Genomic DNA, 19498 nt, shown 5'->3' on the forward strand with positions numbered 1-19498 from the left:
TGGTTAGTGCTAGATTTATAGTAATAAATCAACTGGTTGGTTTTCAATCCATTTCTGTTTTTTAGCATCATACTTCCGTGAGAGTATTTTCCATAATTGATTGGAAAAAGAGGAAAGGTCGTTAGTTTATGACAAGTTCGTGTATCGAAGTCGCAAGATACCGAAACGATCAAAGTGGAAACATGCGCATGATGCGGTCAAAAAATGGCGTTGATCGGAAAGACAGGACATTGTACGCGGTATGTCAACATCGAGGAACGGGGGAATTTACTCCCCCGCATAGCGTTCGAGCACGCGGTCGACCGCCGTGCCATACGCCTCACCAAACAAATTCAAGTGCACGAGTAAATAAAACAGCTGGTAAAGCGGCTTTCGTTCATGGTACTCCGAAGAGAGCGGCATAAGCTCTTGATAGCTCGCATAAAACTGGGGCGGAAAGCCGCCAAACAGCTCAGTGAACGCGATTTCCAACTCGTAATGGCCATAAAAAACGGACGGATCGATCAAATACGGGACGCCGCCCGGACCCGGAAGCCAGTTGCCGCCCCATAAGTCACCGTGCAACAACGATGGAAAGCAATCGTTTGGAATCCACTGGTCAAGTCGCTCGAGCAAACGTTCAAAACGTGTTTGCCGCTTGGCGGACAGAAGGCCGTTCGCTGCCGCCCGTTTCATTTGCGGGACGAGGCGGACATCGCGGTAATAGTCGAGCCAACGGCCGTACCATCCGTTTCGTTGCGGCAGCATCCCGATATAGGTATTGCGGTCAAGCCCGAACGCCGGTCCGCGGCAATGATGAAGGCGGGCGAGGCCGCGCCCAAGCTGTTCAGCCGTCTGCGCTGTTTCTGTTCCTTCCACCCACTCGAGGACAAGCCAGCCGTATCCGTCCGCCTCCCCAGTGCCGAAGACGCCTGGGACACGGATCGCATTCGCCTGCTTGATCAGCTCCAATCCTACCTGTTCGGCGGCGAAAAAGCCAGCTGGCGGGAAGCGTTGCATTTTGATGAAATACGTTTGTTTGTCGCTTTGAACGCGGTAGGCGTCATTGATGTCGCCGCCTGATACTCGGCGCCAATGACGGATTCGCGAATCGTCGCCGATTGAGCGAAGCGCCTCTTGCAAAATCGTTTCCCTGTTCATGGTGCTCCCTCCGTCAGCTGTTGGTCAATTTCTTTGAGCACTTCGCCAATTTTCCGTTGATGAATGACGGCATCAGCCAGATGATCGAGTTCCGTCGGTTCCCAGTTGATGATGACCAATTTGGCTCCATTTTGTTTGGCGACAAACGGCAGCTGATTCGCCGGCGATACTTGCAAGGATGAGCCGAGCACAAGGAATAAGTCCGCTTGGCGGGCCTCCTCCCACGCTTGGGTGATGGTTCTCTCTGGCAGAGGTTCGCCAAACAACACGACCGATGGGCGTAAAACACCGCCGCATTCGCACGTCAATACGCCGTGTAAATAAACATGGCTCGGCTGTTTCTGCCCGCACTGCTGGCAATGGACGGTGCGCAGCGAGCCATGCAGTTCGATGACGCATTGACTGCCGGCTTGTTGGTGAAAACCATCGACGTTTTGGGTCACGATCGTCCGTACGATTCCGCGTTGCTCCCAATCAGCCAACAGGCGATGCCCGTTATGTGGCTGACACTGTTGCAAGGTGCGGATGCGATATTGGTAAAACTCAACAAATGACTCGTGGCGGTGGTGTAAGGCATCGACGGTGGCCAATTCGCTCGGATTGAAGCGCGCCCACAGCCCCGTGCGCGGCGAGCGGAAATCAGGCAGCCCGCTTTCGGTTGACATGCCGGCGCCAGTAAGCACAACCGTCTTTCGCGAGTTGGTAAGCCAGGAGGCAATGGTCACTGTTTTTCCTCCTTTACCTTTTTCTCTCCCCATTTTACAGTTCAATGGGTCATTCATATATGTTCGACAATCATTTTGCTTTCCCTGTCCGTCTATTTCGATTATGATAGAAGAAGGGGAAAGAAAAAAATGGGCAAGGAGGAAAGAAATATGGGAAAACGTGTATTGATCATTACCGGTGACGCTGTTGAGGCGCTTGAAGTGTATTACCCGTATTATCGTTTGTTGGAAGAAGGGCATGAGGCAACGATTGCCGCACCGAAGAAAAAGAAACTGCACACCGTTGTCCATGATTTTACCGACTGGGATACGTATGTGGAAAAACAAGGATACTTGATTGATGCTCATGCGTCGTTCGCCGAGATCGATCCGACGCAATACGATGCGTTAATTATTCCGGGTGGACGCGCGCCGGAATACATTCGTCTTGATGAAAACGTACAGCGCATCGTTCGCCATTTCTTTGAGGCAAATAAGCCGATTGCCGCGATTTGTCATGCTTCGCTTATTTTTGAAACGATGCCTGATGTGCTGAAAGGACGGAGCTTGACAGCATATATCGCCTGCAAACCGGGGGTCGAAGCGCTCGGAGCGACATATGTGTCCGACCAAACCGTGCATGTCGACGGCAACCTCGTTTCCGCCCATGCTTGGCCGGATTTGCCGGCGTTTATGCGCGAGTTTCTCCGTTTGCTTCAATAGTGGAAAAACAGCGGTCTCCCTTCAAAACAGGGAGGCCGCTTTTTCTCATGTGAAAAGGTTGATGCTGTACTGTTTGCGACCGACCTCGGTTTCTTTGATTGCAAAGGGAGATGACAGCGCGTGTTGGCCCGCTCTGTCTTTTCCCATTTTTGTTTCCGTGAATGGTGAGGAATCTTTTGGTCATGAACGGAGGGGACATTTTTTCATTATGTCGCCAGTCGGTGAGGCAGAAAGGAGCCGGGCAAGCATCCCGGTCTGCGGAGAAACAGCTAGAGAATCATCAGCCGGTGATGTCCGTTTGTTTCGACTTCGCTTTCGTCGCCAAATAGACGCCAAACAAGACGAAAGCGCCGCCTGCAAGCTGCGAGACGGATAGAGTGCCGCCAAGCAAAAACGTGATCAAAGCGGTAAACACGGCAATCAAGTTTAAATATACGCCGGCATGACTGGGGCCAACTTTTTGCACCGAGACGTTCCAAAATAAAAAGGAAAGAACGGACGGAAACAAGCAAATATAGGTAATCCCAGCGAACCCAGCTGCGCTCAATTGATCGGATGGGAACGGATACAACATAGCGAACGGCCATAATATGATCAAACTGAAAAAGACGGAACACGCCGTCGCTGTTATCGGCGGAACAGGGAGTTTTTTGCCAATGATCGAATAAAGTGCCCAGACGACGCCGGCTGCGAGCATCATCAAATCGCCGCGGTTGTAGTTTGTTTGGAAGATATGACCGATATGCCCGTCTGTCAAAATAAACAGCACGCCAATGAGCGATAATAAAAACCCGATGATATTCACTGTTGACAGTCGTTCTCGTAGCAACATATACGACAACACGACGATGATGGCCGGATTGAGTGAGTTGACGATCGCTGCATTCATCGATGACGTATAGGCGAGCGCGCCGTACAAAAGTAAGTTATAGCCGATAATGCCGAGCGCCCCAGACGCAACGAGCGGCAGCCAATATTGTTTCATTACATCCCAGTAGCGCGGCCGCTCAAGCCAATAGGACACAGGAACTAGGATGATGAAGGCGGCGCACCAGCGAATCAAAGTCAGCCAAAACGGGCCAGTTTCCGTGATGACCGCTTTGCCGACCACGTAATTGCCGGCCCAAAACAAGTTGGCCAAGACTAGAAATAGTTTTTCTTTCATCTTTCTTCGCCCCTGTTTTGTTTCTCCTATCCTTTACGTTTACTTCACCTCTTCCGTAGTTTCCTCTTTTTTCGTTTTCCTTTTATTTTATTTCAAGCCTCCGTTTCCCAATGCAGGCGTAAGTACGGAGCGTTTCGTGTAGCTTATTTCTTTGAGTTTGTTAAGGGCAAGAAAATCATGCCTTCCCGCCTTGTTTTCGATGAACACAGACAATAGACGGTAGCTTGTAATGCGGACAGCGACAATGGTCATGTTGCCGATCAAAGCACATCCTGATAATATTCGCTCGTTTGTCCTGCTCAAACAATAAGGGTTGTCTTTTTTTTACTCATAAGATAACATGTGTACCGTAAGGCTGTTTATAAAATAGAGAAAAGGAAGGACGATTGTTATGGCATTACCAGGCGGGGCAGCGATGAACATTACGATTCGTCTCCAGTTTGAAAAAGATATCGTCTCATTTAGCGATATCGCCGCAGCCATTGGCAAAGCAGGTGGAGACATCGTCGGGATTGACGTCATCTCATCGAGTAAAGTTCATACAGTGCGTGACATTACCGTCAGCGCGCTCGATACGAAGCAATGCGATTTGATCATCGAGGCGCTGAAAAAAATTCGAGGCGTCAAAATTGTGAACGTTTCCGACCGCACGTTTTTAATGCACATCGGGGGGAAAATTGAAACGAATTCGAAAATTCCGGTGAAAACACGTGATGATTTGTCGCGAGTGTATACGCCGGGCGTGGCACGCGTTTGCACGGCTATCGCTGAAGATCCGCGCAAAGCGTATTCGTTAACGATTAAACGCAACACCGTCGCGGTCGTGTCCGACGGTACGGCAGTGCTCGGGCTTGGGGACATCGGCCCGTATGCAGCGATGCCGGTCATGGAAGGGAAAGCGATGCTGTTTAAACAGTTTGCGGGAGTCGATGCGTTCCCAGTTTGCTTGGACACGAAAGATACGGAAGAAATCATTCAAATTGTGAAAGCGATTGCCCCGGCGTTTGGCGGCATTAATTTGGAAGACATTTCGGCGCCGCGTTGCTTTGAAATTGAGGCGCGTTTGAAAGAAGAACTTGACATCCCGGTGTTCCACGACGACCAACATGGCACAGCGGTCGTGTTGCTTGCTGGATTGCTGAATGCGTTGAAAATTGTCGATAAAAAGCTTGAGGATATCAAAGTCGTCTTAACTGGTATTGGCGCGGCCGGCATCGCTTGCACGAAAATTTTGCTTGCTGCCGGTGTGCGCAACATTATCGGGGTCGACCGTTATGGCGCCATCCACCGCGATGAAACGTACGAAAATCCGTATTGGCAAGAATATGCACAAATCACCAATCCTGATAATCTCAAAGGAAGCTTGTCGGATGTGATCGTTGGTGCGGACGTATTTATCGGCGTTTCCGCCCCAGGCATTTTGAAAGTCGAAGACGTGAAAAAAATGGCCCGCGATCCGATCGTGTTTGCGATGGCCAACCCGGTGCCGGAAATCGATCCGGAGCTGGCCGAACCGTACGTGCGCGTGATGGCGACCGGACGTTCTGACTATCCGAACCAAATTAACAACGTTCTTTGCTTCCCGGGCATTTTCCGCGGTGCATTGGACTGCCGAGCGAAAGAAATTAATGAAGAAATGAAGCTTGCTGCCGCAAAAGCGATTGCTTCGGTTGTCACCGAAGATGAATTGAACGAAACGTATATCATCCCAAGTGTATTTAACAGTAAAGTAGTAGAACGCGTTCGCCAGGCGGTCATTGAAGCAGCTTACCGCACCGGGGTCGCTCGGAAGGACAACATTCCGGTTGGTGGGTACACAGGACAGTAAACAAGCAACCCAATCGAACCGATGGACGGCTTCCTTTGTAAAGGGAAGCCGTTTTTTCGTTGCAGGAGCGTCTTATTGCGGGCGAATCACGTTTAGAAATAAGGTTAAGGAGCGAAGGGGCAGTGATCGATCAATATTTTCAAAAAATCAACGAACGTCTAAACCTCGTTTTAAAACACGAAAAGGACAATCTGAAAAAGGCCGCCCATGCAGTGAGTAAGGCGGTTCAGAACGGCGGGATCATTCAACTATTCGGATGCGGTCATTCTCATATTATGGCGGAGGAAGTGTTTTACCGTGCGGGTGGACTTGTCCCGGTGAAACCCATTTTTGTGGAACCGTTGATGCTGCATGAAGGAGCGGTTCGGTCTTCGATGTTAGAGCGAATGAATGATTTCGCACCGAGTTTTATAGATCGCGAAGATATTCGTTCCGGAGACGTTTTCTTTATTTTGTCCACATCAGGGCGCAATCCGGTTCCGATTGATGTGGCGCTGGCGGCGAAAGCGAAAGGCGCTTATACCATTGCCATAACATCCTTGGAATATTCAAAAAGCCAGCCCTCGCGGCATAAGAGCGGCCGGTTGTTATATGAGGTCGTCGACCTTGTGATTGACAACCATTCCGTGAAAGGCGATGCGATTTTAACCCATCAGAACGTTTCAGTCCCATTTGCTCCCACTTCGACAGTGGTCGGCAGTGCGATTTTAAACGCCGTTTTGGCTGAGGCAATTGCGCTTATGGCAGAAAACGGAGTTGAGCCGCCTGTCTTTTTAAGCGGCAACATCGAGGGGGCAGACGAACATAACCGCCGCTGGATTGAGAAGTATAAAGAACGCATTCCGGTATTGATTGAAGGGTGTCAGCCATAGCGTCAGAACCAGGCTCTGTAGCCAACTGCCATCGGTTCTTGCTAAAATTGTAGTAAACGATGAGACGGTGGGAGATGGAGACGGATGCGTTTTGACGAACGGGTGCGACTGTATGCCGATAAGCTGAACGATACGGATGACCAAATTGTTGATTACATTATGGAGTACCGCAAAGAGATCGCTGACATTTCGATTCAGAAAATGGCGGCAGCGCTTTATACAGTGCCGAACACGATCGTCCGGTTTGCCAAAAAATTAGGATATAAAGGGTTTGCTGAACTGAAGGCGGCGTTGGCACTCGAGCAGCGGGGCGGGACGGCCATACGGGCGGACGGAACAACGATCATTGAAAAAACGAAAGAGCTGATTGATGATCAGCTCATTGAAGAAGCTGTGCGCAAGATGCATGAGGCCAAGCACGTCTTTTTTTACGGCGTCGGCGATTCTGCTTATTTTTGCGAGATGATGGCTAAACATTTGCGGTGCGTCGGCAAACAGGCCGACTTTTTTGTCCAACGCCACGATATGCTATATAATGCGGATCATTGCGGGGAAAAGGATGTTGTCTTTGTCATTAGCGTATCCGGAGAAACGAAGCAAGTGCTTGAGGCGGTCGCGGCCGCGAAGCAGAACGGGGCGTTTGTCATCAGTTTGACGCATTTTTGTCCAAATTCACTCGCTGATCTTGCCGATTTTCATTTGTATTGCTGGGCGCCCAAACAGTTTTTAAACAAATATGATGTTACCGACCGTACATCGCTCTATCTTGTGTTGCGGGTGTTAAGTGAACGATATTGGCAAAAGCAGAGTGGATGTGTATAAATACACAAACAAACTGAATCACAGCGAGAGAATAGTGAAAAAGTAAGAAGATTTCAGTCTTCTTGCTTTTTTTCTTTTATAATGAAGTCGACAAACGGCATGGAAAGAGAGGATGAGAGAGATGGAACTAAAACAGCTGACGAACGTTCGGCTGATCGATGTAGAATTGTCGTTGTCTACAAAAGAAGAAGTCATTCGCCATCTCATTAGCAAGTTGGACGAGGAGGGGAAATTGTATTCGGCTGAATTGTTTTATCAAGCGGTGATGGAGCGGGAAGCGCTTTCTCCGACGGGGCTCGAAGCGGGCCTAGCCATTCCGCACGGGAAATCGAAAGCAGTAAAATCGGCAGCCTTTGCGGTGGCGAAGCTGGTTCGGCCGATTCGTGATTGGGAGAGCATCGACCCGTCCAATGAAGTAGAACTCGTTTTTTTATTAGCGATTCCGGAACAGGAAGCGGGATCGACGCATTTGGATTTGCTCGCGGAGTTTGCCAAACGGCTGGCACGCGTTGAATATCGTAAACGGTTGCAGCAATGCCGCACGGCGGAAGAGATGTATCGAGCTCTTGATGAAGAAACGAGAGAGGCCATTGACGCAGCGGCAGCAAAAAAAACGATTGTCGCCGTGACAGCCTGCCCGGCTGGCATCGCCCATACGTATATGGCAGCTGAAGCTTTAGAGCAAGCCGGACGGGAGGTCGGGGTTGCTGTATACGTTGAAAAGCAAGGGGCGAACGGCATTGAAGATCGTCACACAGAGGAGCGACTGCGAAAAGCCGAAGCAGCGATTTTTGCTGCGGATGTGGCGGTGAAAAACGAGGAGCGGTTTGCCCATTTGCCCGTGTACCGAACGACAGTTGCGGCGCCATTGAAAGATGCGAAAGGCGTCATTTTGAAAGCGCTTGAGAAAGCGGGGAAGGAAGGAAAGCGGGAATATGAGCCGGCAAAGGAAACGGAACCTGAGCGCGTTTCATGGCAAACAGAAGTGAAAAATGCCATTTTGACCGGCATTTCTCATATTATTCCGATTATCGTTGCCGGCGGGATGATTTTGGCGTGTGCGGTGCTCATCGCCCAAGCGTTCGGATTACAGCAAGTGTACGATACGGAAAATTCGTGGCTTTGGATGTTGCGTAAACTAGGCGGCAATATGCTTGGTACGCTCATGATTCCAGTGCTGTCAGCTTACATGGCGTATGCGATTGCCGACAAACCAGCGCTTGGTCCGGGATTTGCAGCTGGGATTGCTGCGACGATGATCAACAGTGGCTTTTTAGGAGGCATGCTCGGCGGCTTTTTGGCGGGCTACTTTATGAAGTGGTTGAAAAAGCAGCTTCCGCCAAAAGGTGCGTTCTCTGGATTCATCAGCTTTTGGTTGTATCCGGTCATCGGTTCGCTTGTTGTCGGAGCGCTTATGCTGTTTGTGTTCGGCAAGCCAGTCGCCGGTTTGAACAATGCGCTGCTTGAGTGGCTGGACAACTTGTCGGGCAGTAACGCCATTGTGCTCGGCGCGATTTTAGGAGTTATGGTGTCATTCGATTTAGGTGGGCCTGTCAATAAAGCGGCGTATACGTTTTGCATTGGTGCGATGGCAAGCGGCAACTTTATTCCGTATGCGGCGTTTGCCTCGGTGAAAATGGTGTCGGCGTTTTCAGTTACTGCAGCGACGCTGTTGTTCAAACGGTATTTTGAAGAATATGAGCGAGAAGTCGGCAAATCAACATGGATTCTTGGGCTAGCTGGTATTACCGAAGGAGCCATTCCGTTTATGATTAACGATCCGCTACGCGTCATTCCGTCGCTTTGCATCGGATCGGCAGTCACCGGAGCGATTGTCACGGCTTCACAAATTGGACTGAACGTTCCCGGAGCCGGTATTTTCTCGCTATTTGTCCTACAAGGCGCCTCGTTATGGAAAGCAGGATTCATCTGGCTCGGCGCTGCACTAATTGGGGCATTTATTTCCATGGTGCTGTTAGTTGCCACGCGCGTGCAAAAGTTAAAGATGCAACAACGATAAGGCAAATGAGGTGAAATCATTGAAACGATACGTTCACATTGTTCCTCATGTGCATTGGGACCGCGAGTGGTATTTTTCCGCGGAAGAATCGCGCATTTTGTTAGTGAACGATATGGAAGAAATATTAGAGATGTTGGAAACGAATCGTGATTACCCGTACTTTGTTCTCGATGGGCAGACGGTTGTATTAGAAGACTATTTGTCCGTCAAGCCGGAGCAAAAAGAGCGCATTCGCCGCCTTGTCCAAGAAGGAAAGCTGATCATCGGTCCGTGGTATACGCAAACGGATGAAATGGTCGTCGGCGGGGAGTCGATTGTCCGCAACTTACTCTATGGGCTGAAAGATTGCCAGGAGTTCGGCGAGCCAATGCAAATCGGCTATCTTCCTGACTCGTTCGGACAATCAGCGCAGATGCCGCAAATTTTGAATGGCTTCGGTATTAAGCGGGCCATTTTTTGGCGCGGTGTGTCGGAACGACACGGCACAGACAAAACCGAGTTTTACTGGGTGAGTAATGACGGTTCTAAAGTGCTTGTGCAGCTATTCCCGCTCGGTTATGCCATCGGCAAGTATCTTCCGACTGATGAAGCAAAACTGAAGGAGCGGATGGACAAATACTTTTCCGTTTTGGACCGCGGGGCAACCACCGAGCATATTCTCATTCCGAACGGCCATGACCAAATGCCGATTCAAAAAAATATTTTTGACGTGATCAACAAGCTGCAAACGCTCTATCCAGAGCGGACCTTTTTCTTAAGCCGTTATGAACATGTGTTTGAACAGTTGGAAAAAGAAGAGCAGCTTCCAGTTATACGCGGCGAGTTTTTGGACGGCAAATATATGCGCGTTCATCGCAGCATTTACTCGACTCGCATGGACATTAAAGCGGCGAACGCCCGCATTGAAAACAAAGTAACGAACGTGCTTGAGCCGCTGGCTGCCATCGCCTCGACTCTTGGGTTTCCGTACGAGCATCGGCTGATGGAGCTCATTTGGAAAGAGATGATGAAAAACCATGCGCATGACAGCATTGGTTGCTGCTGCTCAGACCTCGTTCATCGCGACATTTTGGGGCGCTTTGCGCTAGCGGAAGAGCGGACCGACCGACTCATAACGTTTTATATGCGCAAAATTGCCGATGCGATGCCGTCGGATCGGTCGATTGACAAGTTGGTTGTGTACAACACACTCCCATACGAACGGAATGAGCCGATCGAAGCGGAAATTACGACGAAATGGAAAGCATTCCGCCTCGTGGATGAGCACGGGGAACCGGTAGAATTTGAAGTGGTCGATGAAACGATTGTTGACCCGGGGCTCATTGACCGGCAAATTGTCCATTACGGCAACTACGATCCGTTTATCCGCTACACGATCCATTTCCGCGATCGCATCCCGGCGATGGGGTATAAGGCGTACGTTGTGCAAGAGGCGGAACAGATGAAAACACAGACACCAACGGCTGTTGAGCAAATTGATACGCCTTTTTACACAATCACTGTTAACGAGAATGGAACGATTAACGTTTATGACAAACAGCTGCAGCGAACCTTCCGTGATGTGCTCTTGCTTGAAGATGTCGGTGATGATGGGGACGAATACGACTTTTCCCCTTTGCCGGGCGATGAACCGATTGATAATAAGGAAGTGAAGGCGACATATTCGCTCCGTCAAAACAGCTATTTTGCTTATGCCGATATTGCTTACCGGTTGCCGTTGCCGGCCGACCTTGAAGGCAGAAAAGCAAAACGGCACGATTGTATTCTGGATGTCTCCATTCGGTTGACTGTTCCGATGGATCAACCACTCATCGATGTCCGGGTGCTCATCAACAACGAAGCAAAAGATCACCGTGTTCGCATGTATGTACCAACCGGTATTGCTTCGTCCCATTCGGTCGCTGACAACCAATTCGGCGTCATTCGGCGGCCGGTCGTCGATCCGGCAATTGATGTATGGGAGCAAGAAGGATGGGACGAACGTCCAGATGCGATCTACCCGATGCTTACGTATGTCGGATTGTCGGATGAAACAGGCGGTGTAGCCGTGCTGACGAACAGCACGAGAGAGTATGAGATTGTCGGGAAACAGCATGATACGATCGCGGTGACACTTTTGCGCAGCGTCGGTTATCTTGGTAAAGAAGAGCTCGTGCGTCGGCCGGGTCGTCCTTCCGGAATTAAAATGGAAACGCCGAATTCACAAATGTTCGGTACAAGTGAGCTGCACTTCGCGTTGACAACGCATCGTGGAACGACGGAAGAAGCAAATGTCGCCAAACGGGCGAAACAGTTTTTGACGCCGCTTTATACGTACAACAAACTGCCGTACGATGCCATGAAAATGAATCCGGTGGCGTTTTCAGTACCGTATGAATATAGCTTGTTTTCACAGCAGGAAGGTGAGACGGTGCTAAGCACGGTGAAGCGAAGTGAAGACAACCGCGGCGTAGTTATTCGTTTCTTTAACCCAACAGTGCAGAAGACGATGGCGTCATTCCAATGGCACGGGTCGTTATCGACGGTATGGCGCACGAACTTAAATGAAACACCGCTCGCGCCGTTGTCGATGGATGCACAACAACGATTTACTGTGCAGGTAAAACCGAACGAAGTACAAACCGTGCTTGTTGTTGATCAAGAGGGAAACGGTGAATAAACAAAAAAGCTGGGGCTCATCGCCGCCAGCTTCTTTTTTATAACAAAACGATGTGTTTCTCTGTCTATTTTGTAACGCAGATGTAACAATTGTTAAGTGAAATGTCTGAATAAGAGACTGTCAACTCTTTTTTTGCAAGAAAAATATAGAACATTAGAGTAATAGAGGAAAAAAAGGAGTCAACATTAGTGAAAGGATGTGTCTTCCAATTGTTGTAGCCATCGGCAATCAGTGTTTCTCTGGCAATGAAAACAATCGTGTTTTTAACCAGAGGTTGCCAACATGTTCCTTTTTCCATTTTGGACCAAAAATATTACAAAAACCCCGTGGTATAATGGGGATGCGGTTGAGAGGACATCGGAACGGTCCTTATCGAACAACGCGAGCCTCATTGACAGACGCAACCACGAGTGTTGATTATCCAAAATTAGACATACGCCTTCCATAAATTTGGGCATACTCAAACAAAGCAGCGGCCATCCCGGATTTCCAATCGAGAGGAAGCTGCCCAGAGAAAAAACGGCGAACGAACGAAATGAAGGAAAGAGAGACGTTCGTCTGTTTTTTGGTTTGATCATACAGCCATCGCAGCAACACATACGCGATGAACGCCGCAAACAGTTGGTTGTATACCGCATTTTCCGTCGTGCCAAACAAGGTCGGGACATTCAGATATTGCTTCACCCAACGGAAAAAGACCTCAACAGTCCAACGTTGTTGGTACATGTCGGCAATGGTTTCCGCAGACGCATGGAAGAGGTTCGTCACGACCCGAATGTCGCGGCCATTCGCATCTCGAAAGATCACCACCCGGTGACGCTTGGTGGAGCGGCATTGTTTCGTCCCCAACTGGCACGTGAAGTCGGCTTGAACCGATGAGGATGTGCTGGAAAGGCGTTTCAAGCTTTTTTTCTGATGAAGTTCGATGTTGTCCTTCATCCGAATGACAAAGAGCTGATGCTGCTCCACAAATCGATCGAGGCGTTCGATTTTGAAATACGCCCGGTCTTCCACCAGCACTTGTTGAGCGTTCGTCAACTGTTCTCCCACCGGGCCATCATGACGCAGTCCGATGGTTTCCACCACGTCTGCCGGCAACGAGGATTCCGGCGAATACGCGACGTGCAGCTTCACTCCGGCGCGTTCGCCGTGATACGGCGCCCATGGCAGGCGGTTTTTCCCGACCGTGACGGTCGTCGAATCCACCACCCGAAGCGGTTTGGGAAACCGAAGCGAACGGCGGGTTTGGCGGTTGCACTTGGAAATGATCAACGCCAACAAGCGTTTCATGATGTCATAGGGAACTTCTTTCGCTTTCTTGGATACAGTTGAATAATGGAATCGCGGCAATCCATACAGAGGCCCCACATCGGCTCCGTGGCGAAAGCTTTTCCATTGATGCATGGCGGCCAGCAGGAAGAAGTGAATCAACTCGCGCAACGTAAAGGTTCGAGACGAATCACGATACCCAACCGCTTCGGCAATCAGTTGAATCTCTTCATCCGAAACAAGTTTTTGCATCAAATTCGGGAGTGTGGTATGCTTGTTCATAGAGAGCACCTCCTGGGTTTGTTTGTGTCGCTACTCACATTCTACAGGAAAGGTGCTCTTTTTTCTATACCCTTTGGATTTTATTGGATAATCAACACGCCTGAGACGCAACAATCTTTGAAACTTTGAAAATAGAAACCAAGGAGGAATTCCAATGAAAAAGAAAATGGTAGCCACGATCGCCGCTTCGGTTGCACTCATCGGTGCTTCGTTTGCGGCAACGACGAAAACGGAAGCAGCAGGGACGACATGCCCGACGACGAACGTGTATCAAGTAAAATATACGAATACAAACGTTCAAGATTTGGAAAAATGGTTGAAACAATACTTCCCGTTTGTGTCGATCCAACCGGCTAAACAGGCACAACAACCAACGGTAAAACAGCCGACAGAGGCGAAGCCGCAAGCGCCGGCAACGGTCAAACAGCCAGAGAAGAAACCGGCAGCTAATACGCAAGCGCCAGCAAAAACGCCAGCAACGGCACCAAAGTCTACAACACAAGAAACAACGGGCTTAAATGCGTATGAGCAGCAAGTCGTTGAATTGACGAACAAAGAACGGGCAAAACATGGTCTGCCAGCGCTTCAAGTCGACTTAGCCCTCAGCAAAGTCGCCCGTGAAAAATCACGCGATATGGCGGTTAACAACTACTTCTCGCACAACAGCCCGACGTACGGCTCCCCGTTTGAGATGATGAAAAAATTCGGCATCTCGTACACAGCTGCTGGGGAAAACATTGCTAAAGGCCAACGCACACCGCAAGAAGTGGTTAATGCGTGGATGAACAGTGAAGGTCACCGGGCCAACATTTTGAACAAAAACTTTACACATATCGGCGTTGGTTTTGAAGAAAACGGCTATATTTGGACGCAGCAATTTATCCGCAAGTAAGAACGGCGTCTTTCCCCATCCTGTCCATCTGTCTGATGGACAGGATTTTTTTTGCTAGCATAGTTCTCTAACAAAAAATAGAAAACTATGTTATAATGTTCAGCAGGTTGAAATGAGTCTGTAGATCACGGAGGACGCGACGATGCGAATACGCGACTGGGATCGCAACTTGAAAGTTCGGCTGTTTGGCGAGGCGCTGATGAATACAACCTTTTGGATGTTTTTTCCGTTTATGGCCATTTATTTTGCCGAATCATTTGGCAAGGAAACCGCAAGTGTGCTATTGATCGTTTCACAGGTATTTTCTGTTGTTGCCAATTTGCTAGGCGGTTATTGCGCCGATATGTTCGGGCGCAAGCGGATGATGGTGTTATCCGCTTACGGACAGGGGGCGGCGTTTTTTATTTTTGCCTTGGCTAGTTCCCCATGGTGGTCGTCGCCGCTCGTCGGCTTTTTATGTTTTACGTTTGCCGGCATTTGTGGGGCGTTTTACTGGCCGGCGAGCCAGGCGATGGTGGCGGATGTTGTGCCCGAAAAAGATCGAAGTCATGTATTTGCTGTGTTTTATACATCTGTCAACGTCTCGGTTGTCATCGGTCCGACGATCGGCGGGCTATTTTATGCGAATCACCGGTTTGCGTTGTTGCTTGCCGCGGCCTGCTCATGCTTCGCGATGGCGACACTGTTGGCTAAACAGTTGCGTGAAACGGCTTCGTTGGCGGCAGGCAGGAAGAAGGTGGAGGAGTGGCCGCAGTTTTGGCGCGAACAACTAAGGCAATACGCCGTCATTGTTCGCGACCGCACCTTTTTCTTGTTTATCGCCGCTGGGGTGCTGGTGGCGCAAACGTTCATGCAGCTGGATTTGTTAATTCCTGTGTATACAAAAGAAACAATCGAAGGGGAAACATTATGGGGGCGTTTTACGATAGATGGGACTAGTGCGTTTGGGCTCCTGATTGCAGAAAACGGGCTGCTTGTCGTGCTTGGCACAGTGATGGTGGCGCGCTATATGGAGCGCTACGACGAACGATGGGCGTTTATCGGTTCGTCGATTTTATACGGCGTCACAATGTGGCTGTTTAGCCATACGACATCGATCGTTGGGTTGATGTTAGTAATGGGACTGTTTACGCTGGCCGAGCTGATGACGGCCGGTTTGCAGCAGTCGTTTGTGTCGAAGTTGGCGCCTGAGGATATGCGTGGCCAATATTTTGCTGCGGCGAGCCTTCGTTTTACGATCGGCCGGATGTTGGCACCGTTTTCTCTTGCCGCAGTGACTTGGATCGGCTATACGTGGACATTTGCATTTCTCGGCATACTCGCATTGGCAAGCGCAGGGCTGTATGCGTGGATGTTCCAGCAAGCAGGACGGGCGCAGCGATCCGATATTTCTCTTTCCTGATGACAGGGTAGTGCAAACGGCTACCCGTTTTTTTTATGCATCATTATAATAAAAAGCGCGTCGACGCTCGTGTAACATATATTCCCTATCTCTAACATAAAGTGGAACTAGATAAAGAGAAGGAGAGGGGAAGCGATCATGAAACCGCACACGTCTGAACCGGATATGATTCAGGGGGGGAGCGGACAAGACGGTGCTGCAGCGATGGCGCGCTACGAGAAGCGCCAACAAGCACGTGTTTTGTCCAGGGAAAAGAGAAAAAAACAATACCGTTTCATCGGTTGGTTGCTTTTTGCTTTCGCTGTCCTATGGGGGATGGGTGCGCTGATTTGGAGTGGATACGGCGCGTTGAAAACGACGGCAGGGCGTGAGATCGCCATCATGAGGTTAAAAGGGGCCATCGAAGATCGCAATGCCGCTGCCTTGCAGGTGATGTTGCGGGTGACGGATGAAACGGTACCGCTCAATGACCAAACGCTAACGCCTTTGTTTGCCTATTTCGACCAGCATCCGGAGGCGTATAAAATGCTTGATGAGGAGTTTGCTCGTCAGAGCGAAGGCAAGCAAGTGTATATTAAAGGATTGACGTCCCATCCGCCGGTGTTTACGATTCATGTGTTTGAAAATCGATATGTGTTTGAACCGGCTCTATATTTCATCCACGCCCGTGTCGCTGATTCCGAAGCGACGCTCGTCGTCAACGGGGTAAAAGTGAAGGAGGAGGAGACAAAAGACCCGTTCGTCAAAAAAATCGGCCCGTATCTGCCAGGCGCATACACAGTGACGGCTGTTCATCCGGATGGCAAAAAGAAGACAGCCCGCGTTGAGCTGTTCGGCGGCGCCCGCGTTCGTGAAGTCGATATCACGAAATGAACGAATAGGCGAATACAGCTTCGACGATGGCGGTAATGGTGACATCTTGCGTCTGCACAGGCGACGATGATGAGGAAGCGCTAAGAACGATAGGGCTGTATGGTGCCGGCGGGCTTGTCGGCCGTTCCTTCAGCTCGACGGGTATGTCGTGAAGCGGCAAGCCAAGAGTGCGGGCGATGGCCAGGGCTTTTTCTTTTGCGTTTTTCACCGCTAGCGTCAGTGCTTGTTGATAGTAAGTTTGTTCGTTGGCTAGGCGGAACTCTAAGCCGCGGGCAAGATTCGCCCCGTGGGCGACAGCTGTTTCGTAAATGGAGCCGGCTGTTTTTGGATCGCGGACGGTGATGTTGAGCCAATGCTCGACCTCATATCCGGATAAGACGGCTGCGCCGTCGGGATGTTCGTACGTTGGAATGATCGAAAAGGCGGTCGTCTCGAAATCTTCCGGGCGGACGCCGACTGCTTTTAATGCCTCAATGACATCGTTGGTGCGCCGGGCGTTGTCGGCTAGTGCTTCTTGAACGTTCTGATGCGCGGTGCGGACGCCAAGCGCAATCATAACGGTATCCGGCTTTGCAGTGACCGTTCCTTGGCCGATGACAGTCATCGTTGCACGGGATGGGGCGGGACGGTGCCATGGCTGCATCATATCCCCTCCTTCAGCCGCTAGGCGGCTTTTTGATCATCATCGGCTGCCCTCCAGTAATAGACGCGCGGCAGGCCGACATAGCACCAGTACTCTTTGAGCAATGAGACGGCGACAAACGAGAAAAGTTGCCAATCGATCGCCTTCATAGCCATCCCCCTTTCGCTTGCCTCGTTTAATATAGCCTATTCAAAACGGCCATTGTCCTATACGTGCCGGTTGGCGATGAAACTTCTCGAGGCGATTGTACGTATATAAAATGGACGTGCTATAATAGAAAAAAAGATGAAGAAAGGGATGGACAATGAAGCAACTGCTTCGCACGATATGGCGTTGGTTTGTTTCATGGAACGTTGGAATCATCGTTGCGGTCACTGTATTTATCGCCGCTGATTTTCGCTTTTTGCCCTCACTCTTATCAGGGATGGGAGCGATGTGGGGGGTATCTGCTGTGATGAAAAGACGGCAGCGCCGTTTGGTAGCCGACGTGTCGGCTGAGGAGCAGGCATATGTCCGCAGCCAGCTTCGCGAGGCACGCGCGTTATGGAAACGGGTGCGCCGCGCCCGTTTCCGGCTTCGCTCGGTGGCCATGTGGCAAACCGTTTCCCGGTTGAGCGCGGTCGTCGACCGGATCATTCGTGCGGTTGAACAAAAACCGCATCAGCTCCGCCTTGTCCAACCGTTTTTCCTCAACGAGTGGCCGACAGCGGTGGAGATGGTTGAAAAATACGTATACTTGTCGCAACAACCTGTGCAAAACGCCGACATGGCAGAAGCGCTGCGGAGGACGGAACGGCTGCTCGGCGAGCTGACCCAAGCGGCAGAGCGGCAGTTGCTTGAAGTGTTATCAAGCGATGTTTGGTCGCTTCAGACGGAAGCGAAAGTACTTGAGCAATCGCTCCAACAACCGGATCGTCTTCATTTGCTGCCGTCAAGGAAAGGGGAATGACAATGGATGAACGGAATCGTGAGATAGAACCAATCGACTTGTTTCGCGAACAGGAACGGACAAGCACGCTCGATGAACTGTTGGCTCAGCCGTTTTCCTCACCGGCTGTGTCGCGGGCTGAAGAAGCAGATAAGCCGACCAGCGTGCTTGAGACGTTAAAGCCAGAACATCGGGAAAAAGCGCTGGCGCTCGCCAAGCAAATCGACCCAGCCAACCAACAGGCCATTTTACAGTACGGCGTGGCCGCACAAGCAGAACTATCGAAGTTTTCTCATACGATTTTGCATCATGTGCAGACGAAAGATGCAGGTCCGGTCGGTGAAGTGATTAGTGAGCTAATGGCAAAAATTAAAGAAGTTAATCCGGATGATCTCATGCCGGCAAAAAAAGGATGGTTGTCCCGTCTGTTTGGTACGGTGGCCAAACCGCTGCAAGGAATCGTGGCGAAATACCAAAAAATCGGCGTCGAAATTGACAAAATCGCCGACCAGCTTGAGAAACACCGGCATGGACTGCTTCGCGATGTGATGATGCTTGAGACGCTTTATGAGAAAAATAAAGACTATTTTGAAGCGCTCAATATTTATATTGCGGCGGCCGAATATAAGCTTGAGGAGCTACGGACGAAAATGATCCCGGAAAAGCAGGCCGCTGCCGAGCGTTCCGGAGACCAAATGGCATGGCAGGAGGTTCAGGACTTGCGGCAGTTCGCTGATCGGCTTGAAAAGCGGGTGCACGACTTAAAGCTTAGCCGGCAAGTGACGATCCAAACGGCGCCGCAAATCCGCATGATCCAGCATATGAACGAAACGCTTGTTGAGCGTATCCAGTCATCGATTTTAAATGCGATTCCGCTTTGGAAAAATCAAGTTGTGATTGCTTTAACGCTCTTCCGCCAGCAAAAGGCGGCTGAAGCGCAAAAGCGGGTTGCCGAAACGACAAACGAACTCTTGTTGCGCAACTCGGAAATGTTAAAAACGAATAGCATCGAAATTGCGAAGGAAAATGAGCGCGGCCTCATCGATATGGAGACGTTGAAGCGAACGCAAGAAAATTTGATTACCACGCTCGAAGAAACGTTAAAAATTCAAGCTGAGGGCCGCTTGAAACGGCAGCAGGCTGAACGTGAGCTAGCGGCGATGGAGGCGGAACTGAAACAGACGCTGCTCTCGTTGAAGCGGCCGGAACAATAAAGAGGGACGGCAGTGTTTTGAGCATTGCCGGAGGACGAAAAGATAGTGTCTAGTCCGTACAA

At 50.1% G+C, this 19498-nt stretch carries 17 protein-coding genes; 11 read left to right on the forward strand and 6 right to left on the reverse strand.

The window, feature by feature from the left end; translation table 11 throughout:
* Positions 1–267: 267 nt before the first annotated feature.
* Positions 268–1140, reverse strand: coding sequence for a fructosamine kinase family protein (locus NSQ22_RS07465; RefSeq protein ID WP_008879425.1), 873 nt, complete (start codon positions 1138–1140; stop codon positions 268–270).
* Complete coding sequence (locus NSQ22_RS07470) at positions 1137–1865, reverse strand: NAD-dependent deacylase (protein WP_008879424.1); 729 nt, start codon at positions 1863–1865, stop codon at positions 1137–1139. The genes NSQ22_RS07465 and NSQ22_RS07470 overlap by 4 nt, the downstream gene beginning before the upstream one ends.
* Before the next feature lie 150 nt (positions 1866–2015).
* Between NSQ22_RS07470 and NSQ22_RS07475 the strand changes: the two genes are divergently transcribed.
* Positions 2016–2567 (forward strand): DJ-1/PfpI family protein, encoded by a 552-nt coding sequence (locus tag NSQ22_RS07475; RefSeq protein WP_008879423.1) that lies wholly within the window; start codon positions 2016–2018, stop codon positions 2565–2567.
* A 280-nt stretch (positions 2568–2847) separates the two neighbouring features.
* Here NSQ22_RS07475 and NSQ22_RS07480 read toward each other — a convergent pair whose 3' ends face one another.
* Positions 2848–3732: a DMT family transporter gene (locus NSQ22_RS07480; RefSeq protein ID WP_011887259.1), complete on the reverse strand. Its 885-nt coding sequence runs from the start codon at positions 3730–3732 to the stop codon at positions 2848–2850.
* A gap of 391 nt (positions 3733–4123) precedes the next feature.
* Here NSQ22_RS07480 and NSQ22_RS07485 point away from each other — a divergent pair, with 391 nt between their 5' ends.
* The 5 genes from NSQ22_RS07485 to mngB all read left to right on the forward strand — a co-directional run bounded on the left by NSQ22_RS07485 (position 4124) and on the right by mngB (position 11933).
* Positions 4124–5560, forward strand: coding sequence for an NAD-dependent malic enzyme (locus NSQ22_RS07485; protein ID WP_035499176.1), 1437 nt, complete (start codon positions 4124–4126; stop codon positions 5558–5560).
* Between the two features lie 122 nt (positions 5561–5682).
* On the forward strand, positions 5683–6432 hold the full coding sequence (locus tag NSQ22_RS07490; RefSeq protein WP_008879420.1) for an SIS domain-containing protein: 750 nt from the start codon (positions 5683–5685) through the stop codon (positions 6430–6432).
* Positions 6433–6516: 84 nt separating this feature from the next.
* Positions 6517–7254 carry a MurR/RpiR family transcriptional regulator gene (locus tag NSQ22_RS07495; protein WP_029760915.1) on the forward strand — a complete coding sequence of 246 codons (738 nt, stop codon included), beginning with the start codon at positions 6517–6519 and terminating at the stop codon, positions 7252–7254.
* A gap of 121 nt (positions 7255–7375) precedes the next feature.
* The gene (mngA, locus tag NSQ22_RS07500; protein ID WP_060475802.1) at positions 7376–9274 is read left to right on the forward strand and encodes a PTS 2-O-a-mannosyl-D-glycerate transporter subunit IIABC; all 1899 of its coding nucleotides are present in this window, start codon (positions 7376–7378) and stop codon (positions 9272–9274) included.
* A gap of 19 nt (positions 9275–9293) precedes the next feature.
* Entirely contained in the window at positions 9294–11933 is a 2640-nt protein-coding gene (gene mngB, locus NSQ22_RS07505) for a mannosylglycerate hydrolase (RefSeq protein WP_081157313.1), read from the forward strand.
* A 417-nt stretch (positions 11934–12350) separates the two neighbouring features.
* Here mngB and NSQ22_RS07510 read toward each other — a convergent pair whose 3' ends face one another.
* Positions 12351–13484, reverse strand: coding sequence for an IS4-like element IS5377 family transposase (locus NSQ22_RS07510; protein WP_015374614.1), 1134 nt, complete (start codon positions 13482–13484; stop codon positions 12351–12353).
* A gap of 154 nt (positions 13485–13638) precedes the next feature.
* Between NSQ22_RS07510 and NSQ22_RS07515 the strand changes: the two genes are divergently transcribed.
* The 3 genes from NSQ22_RS07515 (at position 13639) to NSQ22_RS07525 (ending at position 16651) form a co-directional block, all read left to right on the forward strand.
* Positions 13639–14376 (forward strand): CAP domain-containing protein, encoded by a 738-nt coding sequence (locus tag NSQ22_RS07515; protein WP_011887263.1) that lies wholly within the window; start codon positions 13639–13641, stop codon positions 14374–14376.
* Positions 14377–14518: 142 nt separating this feature from the next.
* Entirely contained in the window at positions 14519–15778 is a 1260-nt protein-coding gene (locus NSQ22_RS07520; RefSeq protein WP_008879417.1) for an MFS transporter, read from the forward strand.
* Between the two features lie 138 nt (positions 15779–15916).
* Positions 15917–16651, forward strand: a complete 735-nt coding sequence (locus NSQ22_RS07525; RefSeq protein ID WP_029760912.1) for a hypothetical protein — start codon at positions 15917–15919, stop codon at positions 16649–16651.
* Here the strand turns inward: NSQ22_RS07525 and NSQ22_RS07530 are convergent.
* Positions 16641–17294 carry an SIMPL domain-containing protein gene (locus NSQ22_RS07530; RefSeq protein ID WP_081157533.1) on the reverse strand — a complete coding sequence of 218 codons (654 nt, stop codon included), beginning with the start codon at positions 17292–17294 and terminating at the stop codon, positions 16641–16643. The two genes, NSQ22_RS07525 and NSQ22_RS07530, sit on opposite strands and share 11 nt — an antisense overlap.
* A gap of 20 nt (positions 17295–17314) precedes the next feature.
* The gene (locus NSQ22_RS07535; protein ID WP_008879414.1) at positions 17315–17443 is read right to left on the reverse strand and encodes a hypothetical protein; all 129 of its coding nucleotides are present in this window, start codon (positions 17441–17443) and stop codon (positions 17315–17317) included.
* Positions 17444–17598: 155 nt separating this feature from the next.
* Here NSQ22_RS07535 and NSQ22_RS07540 point away from each other — a divergent pair, with 155 nt between their 5' ends.
* Positions 17599–18243, forward strand: a complete 645-nt coding sequence (locus NSQ22_RS07540; protein WP_008879413.1) for a 5-bromo-4-chloroindolyl phosphate hydrolysis family protein — start codon at positions 17599–17601, stop codon at positions 18241–18243.
* Positions 18240–19436 carry a toxic anion resistance protein gene (locus tag NSQ22_RS07545; protein ID WP_008879412.1) on the forward strand — a complete coding sequence of 399 codons (1197 nt, stop codon included), beginning with the start codon at positions 18240–18242 and terminating at the stop codon, positions 19434–19436. The genes NSQ22_RS07540 and NSQ22_RS07545 overlap by 4 nt, the downstream gene beginning before the upstream one ends.
* Positions 19437–19498: the final 62 nt, after the last annotated feature.

It is taken from the genome of Geobacillus sp. FSL K6-3411 (assembly GCF_037965715.1).
GTDB classification, from domain to species: Bacteria; Bacillota; Bacilli; order Bacillales; family Anoxybacillaceae; genus Geobacillus; species Geobacillus thermodenitrificans.

What these genes read in the sequence shown, in the direction of transcription:
- NSQ22_RS07520 (WP_008879417.1), top strand. Translation starts at nt 14,519, where the DNA reads ATGCGAATACGCGACTGGGATCGCAACTTGAAAGTTCGGCTGTTTGGC.
- NSQ22_RS07535 (WP_008879414.1), bottom strand. Translation starts at nt 17,443, where the DNA reads ATGAAGGCGATCGATTGGCAACTTTTCTCGTTTGTCGCCGTCTCATTG.
- NSQ22_RS07545 (WP_008879412.1), top strand. Translation starts at nt 18,240, where the DNA reads ATGACAATGGATGAACGGAATCGTGAGATAGAACCAATCGACTTGTTT.
- NSQ22_RS07515 (WP_011887263.1), top strand. Translation starts at nt 13,639, where the DNA reads ATGAAAAAGAAAATGGTAGCCACGATCGCCGCTTCGGTTGCACTCATC.
- NSQ22_RS07510 (WP_015374614.1), bottom strand. Translation starts at nt 13,484, where the DNA reads ATGAACAAGCATACCACACTCCCGAATTTGATGCAAAAACTTGTTTCG.
- NSQ22_RS07530 (WP_081157533.1), bottom strand. Translation starts at nt 17,294, where the DNA reads ATGCAGCCATGGCACCGTCCCGCCCCATCCCGTGCAACGATGACTGTC.
- NSQ22_RS07475 (WP_008879423.1), top strand. Translation starts at nt 2,016, where the DNA reads ATGGGAAAACGTGTATTGATCATTACCGGTGACGCTGTTGAGGCGCTT.
- NSQ22_RS07485 (WP_035499176.1), top strand. Translation starts at nt 4,124, where the DNA reads ATGGCATTACCAGGCGGGGCAGCGATGAACATTACGATTCGTCTCCAG.
- NSQ22_RS07495 (WP_029760915.1), top strand. Translation starts at nt 6,517, where the DNA reads ATGCGTTTTGACGAACGGGTGCGACTGTATGCCGATAAGCTGAACGAT.
- NSQ22_RS07480 (WP_011887259.1), bottom strand. Translation starts at nt 3,732, where the DNA reads ATGAAAGAAAAACTATTTCTAGTCTTGGCCAACTTGTTTTGGGCCGGC.
- mngA (WP_060475802.1), top strand. Translation starts at nt 7,376, where the DNA reads ATGGAACTAAAACAGCTGACGAACGTTCGGCTGATCGATGTAGAATTG.
- NSQ22_RS07525 (WP_029760912.1), top strand. Translation starts at nt 15,917, where the DNA reads ATGAAACCGCACACGTCTGAACCGGATATGATTCAGGGGGGGAGCGGA.
- NSQ22_RS07540 (WP_008879413.1), top strand. Translation starts at nt 17,599, where the DNA reads ATGAAGCAACTGCTTCGCACGATATGGCGTTGGTTTGTTTCATGGAAC.
- NSQ22_RS07465 (WP_008879425.1), bottom strand. Translation starts at nt 1,140, where the DNA reads ATGAACAGGGAAACGATTTTGCAAGAGGCGCTTCGCTCAATCGGCGAC.